The sequence below is a fragment of the Mariniphaga sediminis genome (assembly GCF_003573545.1).
Lineage (GTDB): Bacteria > Bacteroidota > Bacteroidia > Bacteroidales > Prolixibacteraceae > Mariniphaga > Mariniphaga sediminis.
This window is the reverse complement of the sequence record NZ_QWET01000001.1, coordinates 361311-381653: the sequence shown is the minus strand read 5'-3', so window position 1 is coordinate 381653 and position 20343 is coordinate 361311. Positions and strand designations below refer to the sequence as shown.

Below are 20343 nucleotides of genomic sequence, written 5' to 3'. Positions count from 1 at the left end.
GACGGTTTAAAAAGTAACTTGGACACCAAGAGAATAGGTTTTCATTACAGGATAACTTGAAACGCCTCCTTCACTTCCGGAAAATCCAGTTTCAGGATCCATTATGTCATTTGCAGAATAAATGAGTAGTAAATTTTGTCCACTAACATATATTTGAGCATTTTTCATTTTTAAAGTATCTACAACTTTTTTAGGGATAGTATAAGAAAGCCTAAGGTTTTTCAAGCGCAGGTAATCCATTCGATGATAGTAATAATCAGACATATAATCAGATCTCCAATAGGCTGATTCCCTCTCAACCGTCCTTGGTTTATCTGCATTAATATTGTCCACTGTCCATCTTCCTTCTGCTTCATGTTGGAAGTAATTTGTAAGTAGCCCCTGGAGGTGAAAATATATTTTATTCTGGCACCTTCCGACTCCTTGCAAAAGGCCATCCAATTTCCAGTTTTTATATTCAACATCAAAGGAAGCACCATATGTAATCTCAGGATCTCTTGTCATATTAAGTAAAATCTGGTCATCAGCTGTTATCTTACCATCCTCATCAAAGTCTTCGAGTATCAGATCTCCGGGAATAGCCCCCTCCACATGTGGATAAGAATTTACATGGGCCTCATCTTTAAAAACACCTATTGCATGATAAACCAATTCAGCTCCTTGGGGATATCCGGTTCTTTGTTGCCAGGAGACATTGCGCTTAGGCTCATCATATTCTATAATCTTATTCCTTGCAAAGGAAAAATTACCATTGATGTTGTAATACAGATCCCCAATTTTATCTCTATATCCAAGATTTAATTCGACCCCCTTATTATCGACAATACCAAAATTTTCATCCGGAAGTGTTATTCCTGAATAATCTGGTACAGATGCCTGTCTTTTTACCAAAATATTACTTCGCCTTTCATAAAAAAAATCAGTATCAAAGGTCATTTTGCTGTTTAAAAACTGAGATTCCCATCCAATATTATACATATTAGCAACTTCCCAAGTTATTAAAGGATTTGGCACGCCAGTTTGAACTAACCCCGGAATATAATTCCTGCTTCCGTCCTGCACCCAACCTCCTGAAAATTTATATGAAGCTAAATACTGAAAAGGAGAAATTAAATCGTTCCCTAATTGGCCATACGAAGCTTTAAGTTTGAAATAATTGATGAATCCAATATTATCTTTCCACCAATCTTGATTAGATGGCCTATAGCCAACAATTATACTCGGGAAGTTGCCCCATCTGCCACTTTCTTCAGAGAACCTAAGTGAACCATCTCTACGAAATGTAAACTGGAGTAAGTAAGTATCGTTATAATTATAACTTAAGCGTCCAAAATAATTAACAGAGGCATCGAGCCCAACAGAACTAGATATATTTTGCTGGTCGGTTCCCCCGGCGAACAGGTATGGAATTTGGTCAGAAATAAAATACCTGCGAAATGCACTAATTCCTTCATTGTCGGTCTCAAAACTTTCATATGCGATAAAAGCACTAAAATTATGAACATCATTAAAAGTTTTTGTATAATCAACCTTTAAAAAAGTTGATATATTTTTATAATCGTTAAAGGAATCTGTTAACCTGGGTTCCGGTATATTTGCAACTGTAGGCACAAGAAAATCTGCTCCATCTTCTTTCCCTGTATATCCTGCAGCAAAATATGCAACCTTATCTAAACTATAAAGAGTATATGGAGTTTCAAATTTTTTGTTTTTACTATAGCGCTTGTCATACGAATAAGTACCAGATAAAGACAAACCATCTATCCATGGAACCTTAACATTTGCAGAAAGAGTATTGTAGCTTCTATGCATTTCATTTTTATTACTCCCATATTCAAAGCCTGTCATTACCTTGGGTTGGTAACCATGTCCAACATCAGGACCAGGAAACCCATTTGGCCATTCCATAAAATCTGTAGGGCGAAAATTCTGTATTGATGAAAATATCGTCCATGTATCCATTGTCGGATATACCTTATTTTCTTTTATGCCATTTGTATAAAGGCCAATATTTATATATTCATTAACCTTGAAATCTAAATTCATTTTATAGTTATACCTATTAAAAGAGGTAGCATTATTTTTATAGATCCCGTCTTCGTGTTGTGTCCCCAATGAACCATAATACTCCACTACATTTGTCCCCCCTTGAATTATTAAAGAATGATGATCTATTCCACTAAATTTAGCAAGGGCTTCTTTATAAGCATCTGTATTGGGATGTGTCCAGATATACTCTCCTGATTTAAATTTTTCTATATCTGATTCGGAAAATAACATATTTTCTTCATTTGTGCCCAAATAACCTTGTGCTTCGCGAACCATTTGAGCATATGTTGATGCATCGGCCATTTCTGGCAACATAGTGGGTGTATTATATCCCTGATAAAATCCATATGTTAAAGATATTGGCTTATTAATCTGACCTTCTTTTGTCGTTACAAGGATAACCCCATTAGCTGCTCTCGCTCCGTATATTGCCGCCGAAGCATCTTTAAGGACCGATATACTTTGAATATCTTCTGCATTTAAAGAATTAATATCCCGTCCCTGAATTCCGTCTACAATTATCAAAGGGCTGTTGTTTCCTAAAGTACTTTTTCCCCTAATTAAAATTCCGGCACTGTTATTACCAGGTTCACCACTTCTTTGTTGAACAATAACCCCAGGCATCCTGGCAGCCAAACTATTAGAGACATTAGAGACAGGAGCTGCTGTTAAAGCATCACTTTCCACTTGAGCAACAGAACCTATCACATTTACTTTTTTCTGGGTTCCATATCCAATGGCAACCACTTCATCAATACCAAATGTCTCTTCTGCCATCACTACATTGATTGATGCTTTTCCAGCCACAGGTATTTCCTGTGGCTTCATCCCCACAAACGAAAACACCAGCGTAGCATCCTCAGAAACATTTGTAAGTGAATACTCCCCATCTACATTCGTTACCGTACCATTGGTGGTACCTTTAATTACAACGGTTACACCGGGGAGGGGAGAGCCGGAAGAGTCAGATACGCGACCGGAAATTTTAACATTTTGTTTTTGAAAAAACGCTGAAGAATTCTTCCTAACAGTATTTAGGGCTATTAATTGCCCATTAATTTTGTAAGTAACATCTGTATTTTTAAAAACTACTTCAAGAATTTCAGGAACTGATTTCCTTTTTATGTTCAGATCAACAGTTCTCTTAACATCTACTACCAAACCACTATACATGAAGTGATAGTCTGTTTGGTCTTGAATTAACTGTATTACACTTTCAACACTAATATTTTCCTGTTTGATGCTCAACTTAGAATTTTGCGAGAAGGTGCTAATCGCAAATGATTGCAATACAGAAAGCAAACATATCGAAAAGGTCAATCTCATAACAAATACTAATTTGCGTTTCCAAGCCCAAAAGAGCATAGAAACAATTAAACAATTGTTTTTTTTCATAATTTTGTAACGATTTGAATTATTGTTCGAATTATTTGTGCCTTTCGCTGACTGGTAATTAGGAAAGGCATGAATTACAAGAAGGGAGATGGTTTCATCTCCTTTTTTCAGTTTAGTAATATTTCATAGGCATTTAATTTTAATTAGGTTTTGATATATTATTTTTTTCAATTACAAGCTTTTTGATTGCTCCATTTGATCTGGAAACTGAATATTTAAAAGGAGTTGAATACTGAAGGAGGTCTATTATTTGATCTAGATTTTCATTTTTTATGGTTGCCGTAAACGGGAAATTAGAAACTGCCGGATCATTAATTTCAACATCGATATTATACCATCTCCCAATTTTTTTAAGGACATCAACTAAAGGATCATCATGAAACAGAAGGATTCCTTCAGTCCACGAGGTATATTTGGTAACATCTACATTGCTAATCAAGAATTCCGGGTTATCTTTTTTATAAGCTACCAATTGACCTGGGATCAGATGCACAAATTGATTATCAGGCTTGTACTTTCCCTTAAAAAGATCAACTTTCCCTGATTCTAAAACCACCTGAATTTGCTCTTCATCTCCAAAATTCATAACATTAAAACTTGTCCCCACAACTTTTACCCCTATTTCGCCAAGGTTTACAATAAAAGGATGTGAAGGATCTTTGGTAACATCGAAAAAAGCTTCACCAGATATTTTAACATTTCTTGTTTTGTTGCCAGTAAAGTCAGATGGATAACTAATAGTACTTCCCGACATTAACCATACGGCCGTGCTGTCAGGTAAAATAAGTTTTTTTACTTTTTCATTTGAAATAGATTCTTTAAGGTACACTAGCTGCTTGGTTTCTTTCGGAGTATTAGCGAAGTAATAAATAATTGGAAGTAGCAACCCTAAAATAAAAATAGCAGCAGCATTTCGTATCCTAATCAAGTAATGCTTTCTTCTCAGGATATGTTTTTCCTTCATTTTTGTTTCAATCCGGGAAAAAAGGATATTAGAATCAATATCCTCAATGGTCTTAAATTCACTGAATAACCATTTTTTATTTGATAGCTTTTCGTATTCCTGACTTCCTTTCTCACTGTTCAGCCAGAAAAAGAGTTCTTTTAGTTCCTGATCAGTTATACTGTCTTTATAAAATTTATGCAGTAGTTGTATTTTACTTTCAGTCGGCATAAAATGGCTTTTAATTCATATAGTAAATACACCCGACTTAAAAAAAACTGCCACTCGAAATTGAAAAAAATTATAAAAAAAGAATGTTGAACATCAAGAGGCTAAATTTTTTGAATTCATCTTTTACGTACTTATTTGCCTTAAACAACTGGTGATCAACAGTAATAACAGAGATTTGTAATTTTTCGGCTATTTCCTGTCTGGAAAGTCCTTCAACTTTTTGCAACAAAAAAATTTCTTTTCTTTTTGGAGGTAATCCATTCAATATGGTTTCGATTATGCTTTGTGTTTCTTTAAACAGGAGGTACTGATCGGCTGATTCTGCTGAAAGATTAGCAATAAAACTAAAATTTTTCTCAAAAATTGCACGGTTTACCCTTTTCCGGTTATAATTTAATGAGGTATTCCTTGCAATCCTGTAAAGTAAAGATTCAAAGGGATATTCTTCCCAAAAATGTTCCCTTGTTTCCCATATCCTTAAGAATGTTTCCTGAATGATTTCTTCAGTGTCTTCTTTCGAATTTAACAAGTTAAATAAAAAGGAAAACAACTTTTTATGATATTTTTGAAAAAGTTTTTCAAAAGCCTTAGTATCACCTTTTTTAAAAGCTTTTATTAATTCTATTTCACTTTCTTTTGGATTCAATTAGGTTAATTTTAGTTTTTTTGAAAACGAAACAAAGATATATATTTCTTGATTTAATTTTTTAAATCCCATAGAACCATAGATGTAAATATCATATAGTACATTGGCGGAATTAAGCAGCTAATGTATGCTTAACTCTGCCTATGGGTTTGAAAAAATAAATTTCTTCCTCCCGGCTTTTAAATCCATTGGTTATAAAAATCTCGAACAAATCCAGGAGAGCCAGAGAACAGAGAGTAACTATCTTTTCCACTAAGGCAAGCGGATTTTTTTTGTATGTTGTAACTTGTCTAATGTATTTTTAAATTTTTCAATAATACGATGTGGGTCATTAACATCCATGATGTTTGAGTTTGAATGGTAAAACTATGTTTTTTTGAAATTTTAATTTTCTAAAATTCTGCTAATATCCAATAAATACATTTGCCTACCATATCCTTCGTGAGGAGAATCGACTACTACCATTCTTCCATCACGGCTGTAACGTGGATGGGTGTCGACTCGTAACTCATTATCAAATTTAAAGTCAGGTGAAAGGTATAAATTCGCTAAAAGAACCTTTACTTCTCTTTTGACATGGTATAAATAAATATTTTGCAACCGTTTTTCATCCGGGTATGTATCATTCAGTATCCATTCATTGCCAGAGATTGGAAGATAAGAACAATGACCATTACTTGTCATTATTTCAGGGGCAACGACATGTCGGTAGCGGTGATAATTTCCACGCCGTTATGCAGGTGGTCTTCCAGCCTGTCTTTTCCCATTTTGACAGAAACATCGGGCTCAAAAACTGAGAATGTGCCGCCAAAACCACAACATTCATCTTCCCGGTCGAGGCCAATGATTTCAATTCCCTTTGCTTTTTTTAGTAACCGGTGTACTTTGGAAGAACGTTCGGTCACCAGTTCCGAAGGGGTGCCCAGCTTCAGGCCTCTCAGCCCGTGACAGCTCTGGTGGATATCTACTTTATGCGGATATTCGATTTTCAGGTCATCCATTTAAAATATCCACGATAAATTCGCAGAGTTCAAACGTGTTCTTTCTCACTCTTTCCACTTCATCACTCTGTTCCAGGATATTGCAATGTTCCCGGACATGGTCCACACAACTGCCCGAAGGGGAAACCACGTAGTCGAACCGGCTAAAGTTCCCTACAAAGTTTTTGTAGACCGGAATGGCTTCTTTTTCCGAACCACTGTTGGCCAGGGGCTGGCCGCAACAGGTTTGCTCCAAAGGGTAGTGGACGTCCAGTCCCAGTTTCTGTAACAGTTCCAGTGTGGCAATGCCCACCTGCGGATAGAATTGGTCGATGTAGCAGGGAATGAAGAGGCCGATATTTTTGTTACTCAGTATTTCAATCATTCTGCAATACATTACTTACTGCTCCCCAAAAAGCAGCATAATCGATGTTTTTTACAACGTCAATTTTTTGCAGGCAAGTGGTATTTTTTAATTTGGTTCTCAAGCCCTCTTCCATAAAGTGGAACGACTTGGAAATTTGACCACCAAAAAGCAGGCATTCAATTTTCCTTTCATTTAAAATATTTTTTAACGAATCACCCAATATCTCCCCAACTTTCAGAAAAGTAAGAAGGCTATTTCTGTCTCCATTTGCAGCCCATTCTCCAATATCTGATACTTTTATCCCATTGCAGCTGATTTTAGAGGTAAGTTGCTGATAAATTCTTATGAATCCGCGTTTGGAAGCATAATCTTCCAAGATTCCTTCTCTGTAAGGGAGCTGGAAAATAGACAAATACGGTCCGCCAATCTTATTCTGTAATACAGTTCCCTCTTCCGAAATAGCAAATCCAAGCCCTGTCCCGAGTGTAATGACTGCTGCATTACTATATCCCTGCGCATTTCCCTTCCATAGTTCACCAATTAAAACAGCATTAGCATCGTGTACAAATTTTATAGGAATATTGGAAGGAAAGCCTGGCATTGAAGAAAAAACATCACGCAGATTAATTCCATAAAGATTCTGAAATTTATGTTGCATCAACGGAGTGGCCTTTTCTATATCAAACGGACCGGGAAAGGCAACACCCACTCCACTCAACTCCATTTTATTGGTTGCAACAAAGCTTAATGCATTGTCCATAACATTTCTGAAAGCTCGAAATATTTGTTCTTTCGAGCTTTCAGAAAATGATTCTGTTAAAAATACAGATTCCTTAAATACTTCTCCCTGCGAACTGAGAATAGCGGATTTCAGGAAAGTACCTCCGGCATCAATCGATAAATAACTCTTCATTGGAAAAACCATCTTTTAGCATTGTTTTATGGACACATACCGGTTGATTCCCAAGATTTTTTACGACATACCTCCCCACGTTGGCAGGAACAATAACCATATCAAGATAATTCTGGGTATAGCTTAGTTCCGGATTATCCAATGACCGGATAACTACTTTTTCTCCATCAACCAGGTTCAGTACATGAAATTTTCCGTTGGTATTATCTTCAATGGAATTTTCAAATTCAAACCTTCGCAAACTGAAATACAACAGATCGTGCTCACCAACAATATATTCTGCCCAACCGTTTCCGCTCCTCACCAGTTGCGGATCCTGTACCAGATTTTCTTTCACCCATTGGGTTTTCCTTTCTTTTCTTAATTGGCGTTCGCCATGGTAGGTATGGATTGGACGCGGTTTTCCGTCGAAATCGGCACGCAAATAATCGTACATTTTGTAGGTGTACGAGCCAACAGTTAAACTACCAATCTCTAAAACCACCTGGTTGCGCCCTGATGAGTGGATTGTCCCGGCAGGTATCATTACCTGTGTGCCCGGTTTTGATTCTACATGATTGATGTATTTTTGATAATCGACAGGAGTAAACTCTTTCTCCGATTTTTTTGCTTCGCGAATGAATTCATCGGGGTCGGCATCTTCGTTAAACCCAATATACGTTTTGGCTCCATGTCCAGTGGTTATAACATAATAACTTTCATCCTGGCGGCAGTGCTCTCCGTAATTTTCGACATTGTATTTATGGTCGGAATGCAACTGGATTGACATATTGCCGCTGCTATGGTACGAATCGTCGTAATTAAAACGGATGGGGAAATATCCCCCAAATTCATTTACACAATCTTGCCCCATAAGTTCAGGTCCCTCTGTTTGCACAAAAGTAAAGAAAGGGAATTCCAGCAATTGTTTTCCTGCTTCAACAACGATACTAACCTCAAGGGGAATCATATCAAAAACCCAGGCACAATTACGCATCTCGGCGGGAAGGTTTCGCAATCTTTTGATATAGTGCCCCCCCCAAACTCCTTCGAGGTAAACAGGCTTACAGCGCATCGGATATTTTACCAGTGAAGACATTACTTTATCAAATGATGTCCACGGAATAAGTTGCAGGTTATCGGAATTGGTGCTTGCAATATAGTAGTCGATATCTCTCTTTTTAATTAAGTCCCCGCGCAAATACATTGCTACTTCAAAATCGACATAGTAGCACCGGCGTAACAGGGCTTTAATCGGTTTTGCCAGGTTATCGCCTAAGTTGGCAAACAGGCCTTTTCTTGCCCGTAACATCACTTCTTTAGGAGTGACATCAAAATAACATACCCAGTCATACAATGGGCGAAGGCGTTGAATGGCACACCCACATCCATAAATAATGGTTACTTCACCTGTATCGCTGTCTTTTGTTTCTTTTAACAGGGTTTCGAGCTGTCCTAATTTGATATTATCCAGCAAATCTTCGTAACTCCCTTTAAACAATTTCCCAAAAAGCAAAACCGGATCCTTTTCCCTGTTTTCTTTTAAATAAGAGGAAAGCTCCTCGTCAAGTTGTGAACCCGATTTGTAAATTTTCGCAAAGTTGATCGCCTTAACTTTTACAGATTTCTGTCTAAGATTTTGCGATATTAGATTTACCGTTTGTTCCCATTGGGTACTGATATAACCCTCCAATGCTATAACCGGATTTTTTGTTTTACTCTTTAATTTCTCAATTAATAAATCACTTATGTAGCTGGCAGTTTCTTTTGTTCCCGATATAATTGAATTAATTGTTTCGGATGAAAGTTCCGGCCTGTTAATAGCTGCTGGATCGTCGTAGGGGTACGGGTTAAACATAAAACTCATTTTTGTCTCTCCTTCTTAATTTTATTTAATTGATAATCAATTGAATTTATTACTTTAAAATCTCATAATATTCGAATCCCATCATTTCGGCAAGCATGGAAAGTTCTTTCAGGTAGTCGCCATCTACAATGGCAAAATGCTGGGTTGTCCCAATCTTCAGGATTTGTTCAAAAAGTTCTTTTACCGGAACTACCGGGCGAAAAATACTGTGCGAATAGGTTGCAAACAGGTGTTTACCTTCCAGTGAATCAACAAGGGTGCAAACCAACTTGTATTTACCCTTGTCCTCCACCAGCTGGGCCATTGTTTTGCGGCCGGCAGAAATTCGGTACCAAGCAAATGGGGCCCCGGCATATTTATAGTTTGTTTTTGCAAAGCGGACATCCCTTGAAATAACGATATTTTCCTGAAAATCAGGGTCAGTATGGTCATTCGGCCCGGCATGCCCCGCAGCAAAAGTTCCTTTTTCAGCTTCAATATGGAAGGGTTCAATAAAATTAACGCGTTTGCCACTTATCATTTTCAGGATAAAAGTGATGATTCCGGCTCCCATGTCGGCTTCAGGTACCAAAACCGACTTTATACGTTCGTAGGTTTCGGGATAAAAACTCGGTCGGTGGCCAATCAGTTCAAACATGGCAACATCAATATCGTTGAATACCATGATGTCGATTCCCAGACGCTCGGTCAGCCGGGCAAGCCCCAACGAACCACGTACGGCTGCATAAAATTTTTCATCTTCCACATCATCCATTACCGGATATTTAGCCTCCAGTTCAGCTTTGTATGCTTTAACTTCTGCATCAGTAACCTTGTTTATTTCGTCGTTGAGTGCGGTATAGGTAATAAAACGAAGTTCCGGCCCAATGCGTGTAAAGAGGTTATATGGATCAATGTATGTGGACCACATAGCTTCGTTATAGTTAGCCAGTAATCCCAGTGTTGAATTACGAAGGATGCTACGTACCCAGGCAACTTTTGCGAAAGAAATTATTTCGCCTTGAATTTCGGCTTTGTTGCCCATCACCACTTTCATGTTCTTTCTATTGGTACGGGGAATTGAACCTGAGCCTTCCAGCGAACCAACCAGCGTTCCGGCACACAGGTAATCAATAAAATCGTCTTCGTCAAGGGTATCTTCAAAAGAAACCTTTCCTTTGGCAATATTCACAAACAGAATGGGGATTTCAGGCATGTCGCGCAGAAAGCGGATCCATGCAAAGTCTTCGGACCAGGATAGAAAATTCGCTATAATAAAATCAACTTTTTCATCGTAAAAGAGTTTCATAGCTTGTTCCATCTCTTCCCTTTCATAAATAATTTCGGGATTAACCAGGCAAAGCGATTCCTGAAGCGATTCGACAATCTCCTCTACCTCTTTTAACTTCCTTTCATGATACGTTCCACGGGACAATCCTTCCCCGAGATTTTTAAACCGGGGGGAAGCAATCAGCAGTAATCCTGCCTTTGCCTTTTCAAATTTCTTACTTCTCATTTTTGTATCTGTATTTTACTCGTTTAATTTGTTTATTGATTAAGGGATCCCCATGGAACCCGCTTTTATTTAATCATACTTCTGTATAAAAATTTTAATTTACATGTTCGTTTCATCTATTTTTCGACTAAATAATTGTCCCAAATAAAAACTCCACGATAATAAAACCTCTCTTAACAAGCTTTTTCCCATTCATCCCCGAATATCCTTACATCCCATTCTTTATATTTTCTGCTGACTTGCTTATCTATGATAAAGATGGATGAACTTTTTCATAATCCTTTCTAAAATAAAATCTATAGGCCGCAAGCAGCAATAAACCGCAAATAATCCAAATTACAGCCAGGGATGATATACCTAAAGAAAGGCCAACCACGGGTTTAATGACACCTAACACTACCGGTGCCAACGAACCGACACCAAAGCCAATTGTAAGCATAACTCCTGATGCAGATGAATGATATTTCTCCGGGATTACATCATATAATAGGGTATAGGTATTTGCGTCGAAAAAAGCGCGAGTAAACCCAAAACCGGCAAATCCGATATAAACGGTAAGAAGTATATTGGAATACCCCATCATTACTATAAAAGGGACTGCTGCCAGCAACCCGAAACCTTGCAGCAATAATCGAGCCCCGGGGTTCTTTTTGCTAACCATATCTGAATACTTCCCGGCAATGATTATCCCGATAAATGCAAATAAATGAGTATAAAACATAGAATGAAATCCGGCGCGGGACAAACTCATGTTAAAATTTTCGTAGAGATAGGTAGGCATCCAGGTCAGGTAACCGGTTAAGACAAAAATTAACCCGCTAAAACCAATGGTAAGTATTAATGCAGTAGGGGTTTTAAACAAAATTTTTAAACCTTCGCTAATTTTCACCTTTTCAACCGACCGGGATCGCTGTTCCTCCTTCTTGTCCTTTAACCTGAATATCAAAATCATTCCATGAATAAGGCCTACCGCACCAAATACATAAAAAGCGCTCCTCCATCCCCAGTGCTCTCCGATATAACCAGCAACAAAACCACTTAAAATAATCCCGATATAATAGGATGTCTGGTGAATCGACATCGCAAAGGCCCGTGTACTTTTATGGTAACTTGCCAATAAAGCATAATTTGCCGGACCATAAAAAGCCTCCCCCCCTCCTGTTGCAATACTACGGATCATTATAAGCATCAACATACTATTGCTGAAACCTGTAAACATAGTTGCAATACTAAAAAAAAGGACACTTAACACGACAAGCCATTTACGGCTAAACAAATCACCCATAAAACCTGCCAAGGGAACAAGCAGGGCATAAACAAGGTTAAAAATAGTGGCAATGGAGCCAACCTGTGCATCAGAAAGATGCAAATCCTCTCGAATTAAAGGAAGAACCACATTAAAGGCTTGTCGATCGGCCTGATTTAGCAAGAAGGCAAACCAAAGTAAAAAAAGGACTTCCCATTTATATCTATTATTTTTTTTCATTCAATATCACTCATTTAATAATTTAATTGCTTCAACTGGTTGCCTGACTTTGGAAACGGCAGTTGGAAATAAGTCACAGGCTGCTTTCAACCTTTGTTTTATTACTTCAGGCATTCCTTTTACGGCCTTAACAGGTGCAAGCATTTCAGAGTTTTAATATTCTTCTATGTACTGTTTCAGTTCGTTTACAAAGCAAATTTGATCTCTTCTCATATTCTACATTCACAATCGTGTAGTGTGGTGTAGTGTAGTGCAAATATATTTCAATTTTATTACTTTTACAACAGGATAAGTATTAATTTTATTAAAACAGAATAAATTAGAAGCATGATAATTTTTTTCGATCTTGATGATACATTATTAGATAGTGAGACTGCACATAAAAAAGCAATTCAGCGAATAATATCTAAACACTCATTAAACATAAACATCAATCATGCTATTACAGAATGGCTCTATATTTCCGATAAATACCTGAAATTATTTTTTCATAAAAAGATAACAAACTCCCAACAACGTATATCAAGAATTAAAGAACTATGGACAATAGCTGGACAACAAATTACTGATAAAGAAGCTCTCCTTAACTATCAAGAATATCATCAATACTTTTTGCAAATGTGTTTCCCTTTTCCCGAAACAATTTCTTTTTTTGAAAAAAATAAGAAAAATAAATTTGGTATCATAACAAACGGACCTATCGCAGACCAAACAAACAAACTAAAAAAGTCAGGATTAATTCACTATTTTAAACCAATCATTATATCTGAGGAAGTTGGCTACTCGAAACCACAAAAAAAAAATTTTGATATAGCAGCAGAGCGTTCCGATGAACAAATAAATGATTGTATTCACATTGGAGATTCTTACGAACTAGATTATTGTGGAGCAACAAATGCTGGGATGAAAGCCATCTGTATTGATCGAAAAAAATCAGGGAAACTTTTAGACTGTAATTTGATTCATTCCCTAAATGAATTAGACACTCGCTTTCAAATTTAAAATAATTAGATATCGTATGTGATTCTTAATATCAGAGACCTTACTCGTCATTTGGAATAATGCCTTATAACAACAGGCCCCAGCAATCCACTCTCCCTCAGAGCTTCATCTTTTGAAGGCCCGCTAATCACCCAGGTTTTCCGCTGTTCTTCGGGTTGACCGGCATCGTAAACCAAACGGTTGAACCACGTACTTGTAACTTCAACCTGCAAGCTATTTTTACCGGGTTTTAAAACATCCGTAATATCGAGGCAATAAGGAGGCGTCCACAAGGTTCTGAGTTTTTTCCCGTTAAGCGTCACCACAGCTATCATTTCCACGCGGCCTAAATCGAGAGAGTAATTCCCATCCTTTTTCAACTCCCCGGCGTCGAAACTTGTTGTATAAGTTACCGTACCCGAAAAAGCTTTGCCTTCGGCCGACATCTCAAGGTCTTTCCATGGCTTCAATTCTGTGGTTTTAACCGAGGTCGACGCTCCCCAGCTTGCCGGAAATGATAGCTTCCAGGGTGCGGAAAGCCTTAAAGTTTCGGTTCGTTTTTCTGACGGAGCTGGCTGAACAGGTACTTTCCCCAAGGCTTTCCGAAAAACAACAAAACAGGAACCGGCTCGTGCCAAATCAAAACGGATGGAAGTACGGCCTTCGTCACATCCAACGACTTTTGCCGGCTCCGTTTCTCCGCTTACCGGATTCCAAATCGCCGGATTACCCATGTTGTTAAAGCTGAGCTCCCCCTGAAATCCACGACCATAAGGTGCACATATATAATACCAATCGGCACCTTCGGTTTGGCGGTGCAACCATAAAGCATCACCGCCAGTTACATCAGGAGCCAAGCTGAGTTGGGCTATGGCCCCATCAATCGTAAAACCGGCCAGTACTTTTCCTTTTCCGATTATACGGATATTCTCTCCGCTATTTCCCCAAAGCTCTTTTACTGCTGCCTCAAAACGTTGTTGTGCGTTTTTCCCTCCTTTTAAGGTAGCAAGCCCTTGTGGGGCATTTCCGATTACTGTAGCGCCCTCACGTACCAGCAATAAAATTTTTTCCAATGTTTCAGGTAACATTCGTTCATTGTCAGGGAGCCACATCACGCGGTAACTGATACCTTCCGGTGTTACGATTTTCCCATCGCGAACCGAAAGACGATTCAGCAAAACATCGGGATTACAGTAATCGTATTTAAACCCTTTTGGGAAGGGCGCTTCCTGATCGGGTTTGTGGTTTATCTCGTCGCCCAGATACCAAAGCACATCGGAAATGGGTTTCCCTCGTTCAAAAAGATAATTCAAACGCGACAAATAAGAAGTGAATTCAGGCATGTGCTTCCACCAGGTTTGTCCACGCAGAAAGGGAGTTCCAATGCCGGAACCAAATGAAGTTCCCGGGGGCAGCCAATCGGTGCGGGGATTATGTGTATAGGTATGAAAAACCAGATGTGTAACGCCTTCAACAAAATTATGATTCGCCACTTCTTTCAACATGCTAAGATGCTCATCCCAGTTCAGGTCGAACGAGGTGAAAGCTTCAGCCGACACACGCGGCTTGCCGTACAACCGCGCAGCCGAAGCTGTTGGCTTAATTGGTTTAAAATTGATCGATCCTACGAAAGAATCGGAATACGGATGCCAAAATTCGCACATCGGCACATCGGCATATTTGAAATACTCCATTATATCAGCCGGAAAAACATCTCCGCCGGCTGTTTCATAAATGATATTCAGCCCGTTTTCCCGGGCTAATTTACTCATACTCCCATAAAACCGGTTTGCAAACAAATCGCCGATAACACCCCGCCAGTCGCGCAAAAAACGGCTCGTTGTTTCCTGATCGCTGATAACATAACCCAAAACAGCAGGAAGCCATTTTTTCAGTTCATAACCGGTTATATTTTTGAATTCCGGTTCCATTTCGTTTGTCCAGGTCTGGGTGTAACACTCCCAGCTATCCAGCAACATTCCGTTCAACAATCCACCTTTTAAAGGGCCATTATTTAAACGCCCGATATAGCCTGCAAAATGAGCCTTTGGACCCGATTCCGAAAGTTTGTCGCATTCCCACCCCGTGCCTTCGGGTGGCGCCGGGGCATTTTTACGTCCTGCATTTACATGCCCGATGCGCAGAATCGTCCATTCCCCTTCAGGAGCCTGCCAGTTCAAATCTCCTGATTTATCCATAAACGCTGATATATCAAGGACGCTTTCTGGATTGATAAAAGCCCCCGTTGATTGTTGCGGATGTTCACTGTGGCGAACAATGCTCCGCAATGTCCAGGCAGCTTCCGACTCCCAATTATTTTTGCGGGCAGCCGAAAATAAGCGAAAAGACCGGAGGTTCATATCGTGCTTATTCACGATTTCGATGCGATAAATGCCAGTGCCTTGCGTTTCATCGCATGCCAATGAAATTGGATGGCTGGATTGCCAGGAAGCCATTGGGATAGGGGTGTTCAAAACTTCCTGCGTAGCGCCATGAGGCAAAACAGCAGTTACTTTTACCTTAACTCCCGGCGTATAGCACCAGGCATGATTGAACCCCTGGACATCGGAAAATTCAACCGTGCGCAAAACGACGGGGTTCGCAAAAGTTACTTCCAGCCGGTGTGGATTTTCCTCCATGGAAGGCTCCAGCCTGAGAGCATCTTTGTTTGCTCCTGATATGAAATCTTTCCATGGCAGTGGGGTATCGCTTTTCACCGACAGCGGTTTTAAATTCTCTCCGGTATCGTCAAGAGGTGTTGGAAAAGCAAGCACGGTAATATCATTGTAATCACGCCACTCTTCAACGCTTGGCTGTGGAAGGGGCAGCACTTCATTTATCTGGCTACCGCTGACATCCACGCGGCTCCAAACTAAATTACGCATGGCATTGGAGGGTTCTATCCATGGGCCACCCGACATGGCCCATCCGGGACAATTTTGCATGGAGAAACGCAATCCCAACCGGCGGCATTCTTCGGCAGTAAAGCGAACTACATCATCCCATGACTTGCTTAAACAGGTAATCTGCGGTGACACGCCAGGCCAGGGGCCGCCAAATTGCCCGTGAAAGAGGTGGATACCCGAAAGCCCTGCGCCGGCAATGGCTTCCAAATCGGCAGTAATTCCTGCCCTGCCCACGTTCCCACCTATGAAATGAAACCAGGTTTCGGGATAGTAAACTTTGGGGGGATTTTTAAACGCAGTTAAATCCCTGTTACTGAAAGGCGCATTCAACTCCCCGGCAGATGGCACCACGGGAACTTGCTGTGGTTGCGAAACTGCTTTCAACATCGGAAAACTCAAAACGACACAAGCAAACAGAACAATTAATAATTTGGTCATTGGTTTAATTTGTTAAAAATACATATTGGTATAATTTAACCGCAAGTAACAAAAAGGCTTGAAACACTGCATCCTGTAGAATCAGTGTAATATTTCTTCTACTTGGGAAAGTCGAAGTCCCGTAAAATCCAATTCAAAAAGAGAACCGTTCTCTTCAAAATCACAAACCAGAAAATCATTCTACCCCGCCAAACAGCCGCTCGCTGGCATAAAATGATGGCTATCTGATGGAAGATGATCGTTCTATCCCAAAGGTAAAACCTACCAAAAGCCGCACAGAATAAGGATTTTAGCCCTCTTTTTTTATTTAACCACCGGGATGTGTGAAGACCACCCGGTGGTGGTATATTTAATTGGTTTAGAAGGAAAGGAAACTAATACGAAAAGTATTGAACCGAATAAAAAGTTTACAAATAGGCGATAATTTTATCCATCCTTTCTGAAATGTCCTTCAGACGCGTACGGTCGCCCCCGCCGACTTCGGCTGTTAGCCATCCCCCCTGGTGGTTTATTTCGCTTATGGCTTTCATTACCACGGGCCAGTTGTTGTCGCCTTCCAGCAGATTTACCTCAAATCCTTTCCACAATCCTTCTTCATTCATCAGTTTGCGGCTGAATTCTTTGATATGGAGTTTCATAATGCGCGAATTAAGTGTTTTTATCCAGTGTTCGGGCCAGCCATACCGCAAGATATTGCCAACGTCGAAATACCAGCCCACCAGCGGGTGGTTGATTTCATCGACAAAACGTTTGGCTTCCACCGGGCTGAGCAGGAAATTGTTCCACACATTTTCGAGGGCAATCTGCATCCCGGTCTTTTCAGCATAAGGAATCAGTTCCCGGATAGAGTAAAGGGCCGTGTTATAAGCCTGTTCGTAGCTCACCTTTTCGTTGACCACTCCCGGCACCACCAAAACCGTATCGCCGCCAAAATCCTTTACATCCTGCAGCGATTGAGCTAGCGATTTAATGCAGTGTTTACGAACCTCCGGATCGGGATCAGAAAGCGTTTTTTTCCAATGATCGCTGTTTACAACACTGGGAAGTTCAATACCCGATTTTGCTTTGGCTTCCAGTATTTCAGATTTATTCAGGTCAAAGGGACTGTTCATTTCAATTCCATCAAAGCCCAAATCTTTGACCAGCTTAAACTTGTCTGTTAGCGACAAATCTTCCTTAATCATCCCAAAGCCGAGGCTTTTCTTTAGAGTTACTTTTTGGGTGATTTTTGTCTTGGACGAAGTACTAGCCGATAATGTTGGGGCAACAGTTGCTGTACCTGCCACCAAGGCTGCCGATTTAATAAAATTCTTCCTATTCATGTTCCTTATTATTTGAATTTTGTAATGCCAGGAACGGCAACCGGAATGTCATATTTTGTATTCCAGGAGATGTTCTCCGGGAATAATTCTTCCATCGAAGAGAGTGCCTGTTCATATGAGATGGTTTCTCCTGTGTATGCAGCAATCCGGCCTGCCATGGCTAACAGGTTGGAACGTGTCATCCATTCGCCATCGTTCATAGGCTTTCCGTTTCTGATGGAAGCAAACAATTCATCATGTTCCTGCTGGTACATATTTTTTACTTTCGATTTTTTGTAGGCATTTTCGTCAGTAAACTTAGTATCGTCATCGTATTCCCAGGGATTTTTGCCTTTTATTTCGTGTACCCCTGTCCGGCAATCTACCAGGCATTTACCATCCGAGCCGGTAAGTTCAACCGCATATGAAGGACTCGTGCCCGATTGCTGACGACAGAAGAAATAGGCTTTTGTTCCATTGGCATATTCATAAGTAGCCGCAAAGTGGTCGTAAATATTGCCGTATTTTTTGTCTATACGCTTTTGCCGCCCACCAGTACCGCTTACTTTCACAGGGGCTTCGTCACCCATGGCCCATGAAAGCATGTCAATGCTGTGAATGGCCTGCTCAATAATATGGTCACCCGAAAGCCAGTTATAGTACAGCCAGTTACGAAGTTTGTATTCCATGTCCGACCATCCTTTCTGGCGTTCTTTGTACCAAAGTTCGGCGGTGTTGTAAGATGCTTCGGCAGCCAGTATATCTCCTATCTGACCATCTAATACCCGGTTAAATGTTTCACGCTTGGGGATGTGGTATCTCCAGCAGAACCCGGAAACAAGCGACAGTTGTTTTTCTTTTGCTTTTTTTGCTGCCATCATTACCCTACGTAATCCAGGTGCATCAACAGCAAAAGGTTTTTCGCAAAAGATATGTTTGCCAGCGTTTATTGCTGTTTCCAGATGTTCTGGCCTGAAAGCAGGCGGTGTGGCTAGCAGAACTACATCAACATCTGAATCAATTAGCTTTTGATAGGCATCGAGCCCGACAAATTTTTTATTGTCGGCTACCTGTACCTTTTCTCCGAATTTTTGTTTTAACGAGTTGTATGATTTTTCCAGATGGTCAGAAAAAGCATCGCCCATTGCGGAAAGAACTACATTAGGATCCGCATTTAATGCTTGTTCGGCGGCACCTGTTCCACGACCACCACATCCAATTAACCCTACCTTTAATGTGTTGCTATTTGATGCCCATACTGAATTGGATGAAATTACTGTTCCAACAGTTGCCAGTCCGGCAATCTTCGAAAATTGTCTCCTTGATAAGCCCATAATATTTTTGTTTTTAGTTTATTTTCAATGCATTTCTACGATTTAAGATGTAAAATAAAATTGAATACCCATTCAATCAATTGTTTTAGAGTAAAACATTTATTAGAATTAAAGATTGGTATAACTTATTTGGGGTCTTATTTCTCCGGGTGAGCTGCCTGCTTGATTGTATCGATTTTTCAAATAATATATAAAAGCTCAATCATCATCTTTAACACATCGAACCGATAGACCTGACTTTTTCACAAAATCCCACTTGTGTATATAAGCATCGCTATAATTTAAATAATAACCACTCCCTTCCATATTCCACCAGATAGCCCCATTTCCATAATCGTTGAACACACCGTTACTAAGGCGTCCTCCTCCAGGCAAGGCAGAAAAACCTGATTCATTTGTTGCCCCAATATTTGGAGAATACCAATCAATAATTCCTTCTTTTTTTAGTTTACCACCGGCAACAGACTCTCCTCCCAGAAAATTAGCAAGCTTTAGCCATTCTGACTCATCTGGAATATGCCATCCACAAGGGCATAAGCCTCGCGAGTCAGTAATAGAGTACCATGTGTAAAGACGCCCATATGTATTAACGTTTTTTTCTTTGCCTGCAAATACCCATACATATTTAGGATTATTTTCTTCATTTATGTCTTTATTTTCAGGAACTGTTGTTTCGATAATATCTCCATTTTTGTATCTGGTTGTCCGTAGGTTTTCTTTCATCCAAATTTGATCTCCTATCTGTACGGTATGATAAATATTCCCATCTATATCTGTTACTGTATCCTGAGCTATTGATACGCTAGCTAGTTTTAGAAGTATAAGTAATACAATAATAACTTTCACATATATGTAATTACTTAATTCATAACTTCTCCTGATGTTAATCAAAAAATTCCATAGATTAAAAACCCATTTTTGTATAGAATATATATATTCACGTTTAATCATTGTTTTTAAATTTTATGTTAATAACATATACTATTCTGAGTTGATTGGCAAAAAGCTTTATAAACAATACTAGTAACTTTT

15 protein-coding genes are annotated in these 20343 nt (G+C 39.5%); 1 reads left to right on the top strand and 14 read right to left on the bottom strand.

Translation table 11 applies throughout. The features are described 5' to 3' along the window. Nucleotides 1-6: 6 nt before the first annotated feature. The 10 genes from D1164_RS01330 to D1164_RS01285 all read right to left on the bottom strand — a co-directional run bounded on the left by D1164_RS01330 (nt 7) and on the right by D1164_RS01285 (nt 12351). The gene (locus tag D1164_RS01330) at nt 7-3444 is read right to left on the bottom strand and encodes a TonB-dependent receptor (protein WP_119348125.1); all 3438 of its coding nucleotides are present in this window, start codon (nt 3442-3444) and stop codon (nt 7-9) included. A gap of 139 nt (nt 3445-3583) precedes the next feature. Further along, nucleotides 3584-4618 (bottom strand): FecR family protein, encoded by a 1035-nt coding sequence (locus tag D1164_RS01325; RefSeq protein WP_119348124.1) that lies wholly within the window; start codon nt 4616-4618, stop codon nt 3584-3586. A 70-nt stretch (nt 4619-4688) separates the two neighbouring features. Further along, nucleotides 4689-5264 (bottom strand): RNA polymerase sigma factor, encoded by a 576-nt coding sequence (locus D1164_RS01320; protein ID WP_119348123.1) that lies wholly within the window; start codon nt 5262-5264, stop codon nt 4689-4691. 384 nt (nt 5265-5648) lie between these two features. Continuing rightward, nucleotides 5649-5948, bottom strand: a complete 300-nt coding sequence (locus tag D1164_RS01315; RefSeq protein ID WP_119348122.1) for a hypothetical protein — start codon at nt 5946-5948, stop codon at nt 5649-5651. After that, a complete protein-coding gene (locus tag D1164_RS01310; protein ID WP_119348121.1) occupies nt 5948-6265 on the bottom strand; it encodes a heterodisulfide reductase-related iron-sulfur binding cluster in 318 nt (105 codons plus the stop codon). The genes D1164_RS01315 and D1164_RS01310 overlap by 1 nt, the downstream gene beginning before the upstream one ends. Beyond that, a complete protein-coding gene (locus tag D1164_RS01305; protein ID WP_172594292.1) occupies nt 6258-6629 on the bottom strand; it encodes a (Fe-S)-binding protein in 372 nt (123 codons plus the stop codon). Before D1164_RS01305 ends, D1164_RS01310 begins: the two co-directional genes overlap by 8 nt. Then, entirely contained in the window at nt 6622-7524 is a 903-nt protein-coding gene (locus tag D1164_RS01300; RefSeq protein ID WP_172594291.1) for an ROK family protein, read from the bottom strand. The genes D1164_RS01305 and D1164_RS01300 overlap by 8 nt, the downstream gene beginning before the upstream one ends. After that, entirely contained in the window at nt 7502-9361 is a 1860-nt protein-coding gene (locus D1164_RS01295; RefSeq protein WP_119348328.1) for a class I mannose-6-phosphate isomerase, read from the bottom strand. The genes D1164_RS01300 and D1164_RS01295 overlap by 23 nt, the downstream gene beginning before the upstream one ends. A gap of 58 nt (nt 9362-9419) precedes the next feature. Then, nucleotides 9420-10865, bottom strand: coding sequence for a hypothetical protein (locus D1164_RS01290; RefSeq protein WP_119348118.1), 1446 nt, complete (start codon nt 10863-10865; stop codon nt 9420-9422). 247 nt (nt 10866-11112) lie between these two features. After that, entirely contained in the window at nt 11113-12351 is a 1239-nt protein-coding gene (locus D1164_RS01285; protein WP_119348117.1) for an MFS transporter, read from the bottom strand. A gap of 327 nt (nt 12352-12678) precedes the next feature. On the opposite strand from D1164_RS01285, the gene D1164_RS01275 reads away from it, so the two are divergent. Continuing rightward, complete coding sequence (locus D1164_RS01275) at nt 12679-13353, top strand: HAD family hydrolase (protein ID WP_119348116.1); 675 nt, start codon at nt 12679-12681, stop codon at nt 13351-13353. A 47-nt stretch (nt 13354-13400) separates the two neighbouring features. Here D1164_RS01275 and D1164_RS01270 read toward each other — a convergent pair whose 3' ends face one another. From D1164_RS01270 to D1164_RS01255, 4 genes are all read right to left on the bottom strand, one after another. Beyond that, nucleotides 13401-16676 (bottom strand): glycosyl hydrolase, encoded by a 3276-nt coding sequence (locus tag D1164_RS01270; RefSeq protein ID WP_206610887.1) that lies wholly within the window; start codon nt 16674-16676, stop codon nt 13401-13403. A gap of 407 nt (nt 16677-17083) precedes the next feature. Beyond that, nucleotides 17084-17998 carry a sugar phosphate isomerase/epimerase family protein gene (locus tag D1164_RS01265; RefSeq protein WP_119348115.1) on the bottom strand — a complete coding sequence of 305 codons (915 nt, stop codon included), beginning with the start codon at nt 17996-17998 and terminating at the stop codon, nt 17084-17086. Between the two features lie 8 nt (nt 17999-18006). Further along, nucleotides 18007-19311 (bottom strand): Gfo/Idh/MocA family protein, encoded by a 1305-nt coding sequence (locus D1164_RS01260; protein ID WP_119348114.1) that lies wholly within the window; start codon nt 19309-19311, stop codon nt 18007-18009. A gap of 198 nt (nt 19312-19509) precedes the next feature. Continuing rightward, the gene (locus tag D1164_RS01255; protein ID WP_119348113.1) at nt 19510-20262 is read right to left on the bottom strand and encodes a fibrobacter succinogenes major paralogous domain-containing protein; all 753 of its coding nucleotides are present in this window, start codon (nt 20260-20262) and stop codon (nt 19510-19512) included. Between the last annotated feature and the right edge of the window lie 81 nt (nt 20263-20343).

Bases quoted from the DNA above. Each gene is read 5' to 3' on its own strand.
- D1164_RS01255 (WP_119348113.1), bottom strand. From the start codon at position 20,262: ATGATTAAACGTGAATATATATATTCTATACAAAAATGGGTTTTTAAT.
- D1164_RS01270 (WP_206610887.1), bottom strand. From the start codon at position 16,676: ATGACCAAATTATTAATTGTTCTGTTTGCTTGTGTCGTTTTGAGTTTT.
- D1164_RS01265 (WP_119348115.1), bottom strand. From the start codon at position 17,998: ATGAATAGGAAGAATTTTATTAAATCGGCAGCCTTGGTGGCAGGTACA.
- D1164_RS01325 (WP_119348124.1), bottom strand. From the start codon at position 4,618: ATGCCGACTGAAAGTAAAATACAACTACTGCATAAATTTTATAAAGAC.
- D1164_RS01310 (WP_119348121.1), bottom strand. From the start codon at position 6,265: ATGGATGACCTGAAAATCGAATATCCGCATAAAGTAGATATCCACCAG.
- D1164_RS01295 (WP_119348328.1), bottom strand. From the start codon at position 9,361: ATGTTTAACCCGTACCCCTACGACGATCCAGCAGCTATTAACAGGCCG.
- D1164_RS01305 (WP_172594292.1), bottom strand. From the start codon at position 6,629: ATGATTGAAATACTGAGTAACAAAAATATCGGCCTCTTCATTCCCTGC.
- D1164_RS01275 (WP_119348116.1), top strand. From the start codon at position 12,679: ATGATAATTTTTTTCGATCTTGATGATACATTATTAGATAGTGAGACT.
- D1164_RS01285 (WP_119348117.1), bottom strand. From the start codon at position 12,351: ATGAAAAAAAATAATAGATATAAATGGGAAGTCCTTTTTTTACTTTGG.
- D1164_RS01300 (WP_172594291.1), bottom strand. From the start codon at position 7,524: ATGAAGAGTTATTTATCGATTGATGCCGGAGGTACTTTCCTGAAATCC.
- D1164_RS01260 (WP_119348114.1), bottom strand. From the start codon at position 19,311: ATGGGCTTATCAAGGAGACAATTTTCGAAGATTGCCGGACTGGCAACT.
- D1164_RS01315 (WP_119348122.1), bottom strand. From the start codon at position 5,948: ATGACAAGTAATGGTCATTGTTCTTATCTTCCAATCTCTGGCAATGAA.
- D1164_RS01290 (WP_119348118.1), bottom strand. From the start codon at position 10,865: ATGAGAAGTAAGAAATTTGAAAAGGCAAAGGCAGGATTACTGCTGATT.
- D1164_RS01330 (WP_119348125.1), bottom strand. From the start codon at position 3,444: ATGAAAAAAAACAATTGTTTAATTGTTTCTATGCTCTTTTGGGCTTGG.